Below are 1,414 nucleotides of genomic sequence, written 5' to 3'. Positions count from 1 at the left end.
AGGTCAAGTCCTGTGGAGTGGTGTAATCGTTTTGTGTCCTTCGGAGTGGGTTATGCGCTGAGTTGGAGTGGGGTGTCCTCCTGCCCGGTGGGTTGTGGTGTGAGTCGTGATTTGGTGAGGATGTCGAGGCTGAGGTAGCGTCGGCCTTCGGCCCATTCGTCGTTTTGTTCGGCGAGGACGGCTCCGACGAGGCGGATGATTGCGTGGCGGTTGGGGAAGATTCCCACGGTGTCGGTGCGTCGGCGGATTTTCGCGGTTGAGGCGCTCATTGGGGTTATTGGACCAGATCTGGGTCCACACCCCGGTGGGGAAAGACGCGAACGCGAGGACGTCTGCCCTGGCTTGATCGAGGTGATCACACACAGCGGGGAGCTTGTCGTGCACGTAGTCCAAGAGTCGGTCGTATTGAGCGTTGACTGAGGCGGCGTCGGGTTGGTCGTACACCGAGTGCAGCATCGCTTTGACGGCGGGCCATAGCGCTTTGGGGGTGATGGACATGAGATTCGCGGCGTAGTGGGTGCGGCATCGTTGCCAGGTGGCTCCGGGTAGGTTCGCTGCGATGGCTTCGACCAGGCCCAGATGGGCGTCACTGGTCACCAGGCGCACGCCGGTCAGGCCTCGGGCGACCAGGTCGGCGAAGAACTCGTTCCACGCCGGGCCGGTCTCGCTGGTGGATACGCGCACCCCCAGTACTTCGCGGTGTCCGTCATTGTTGACTCCGGTGGCAACCAGGACCGCGCACGAGACGACGCGTCCTCCTTCGCGTACTTTCATGGTCAGTGCGTCAGCGGCGACGAAGGTGAAAGGCCCGGCATCGTGGAGGGGCCGGTTGCGGAACTGGTCCACGTGTTCGTCGAGGTCTGTTGCCATCCGTGAGACCTGGGACTTGGACAGTCCTGTGATCCCCAGGGTTTTGACGAGCTTGTCCATACGGCGCGTGGATACTCCTGCCAGGTAGCAGTCAGCGACCACTGTGATCAACGCGGTTTCACAGCGTTTGCGCCGTTGCAGTAACCAATTCTGGGAAGTAGGTGCCTGAGCGTAGCTTGGGGATCGCCACGTCGATGGTGCCGACCCTGGTGTCCAGGGGCCGGTAGCGATACCCGTTGCGCCTGGTGTGACGCTGCGGGTCTTGTTGGCCCCACTGGGCCCCGCACACGGTGTCAGCGTCCGCTGATAGCAACGCGTTAATGACGTGCTGGAGCAAGGAACGCATCAAATCTGGGGATGCCTGGGACAACGCCTCGCCAAGCATGCCAGCAGGGTCGATAATATGAGGAGCGGTCATCGTTGTGCCTCCAAATCATTTCGAGTCAGAAGTAGAAGAGCTTTCTCGAAGGATCACACGGTGACCGCACCCATCACAAGCAACGGGCCGACCACCCACGGTTACACCACTATGCGGGACGCTACT

At 61.2% G+C, this 1,414-nt stretch carries 1 pseudogene; it reads right to left on the bottom strand.

Going from position 1 to position 1,414, the window contains the following annotated elements:
• Nucleotides 1-50: 50 nt before the first annotated feature.
• Nucleotides 51-1,288, bottom strand: a pseudogene (locus HMPREF2528_RS01105) (IS256 family transposase).
• Nucleotides 1,289-1,414 lie beyond the last annotated feature (126 nt).

The sequence above is a fragment of the Rothia sp. HMSC078H08 genome, assembly GCF_001808955.1.
Lineage (GTDB): Bacteria > Actinomycetota > Actinomycetes > Actinomycetales > Micrococcaceae > Rothia.
This window is presented reverse-complemented; position numbering and strand designations above follow the sequence as displayed.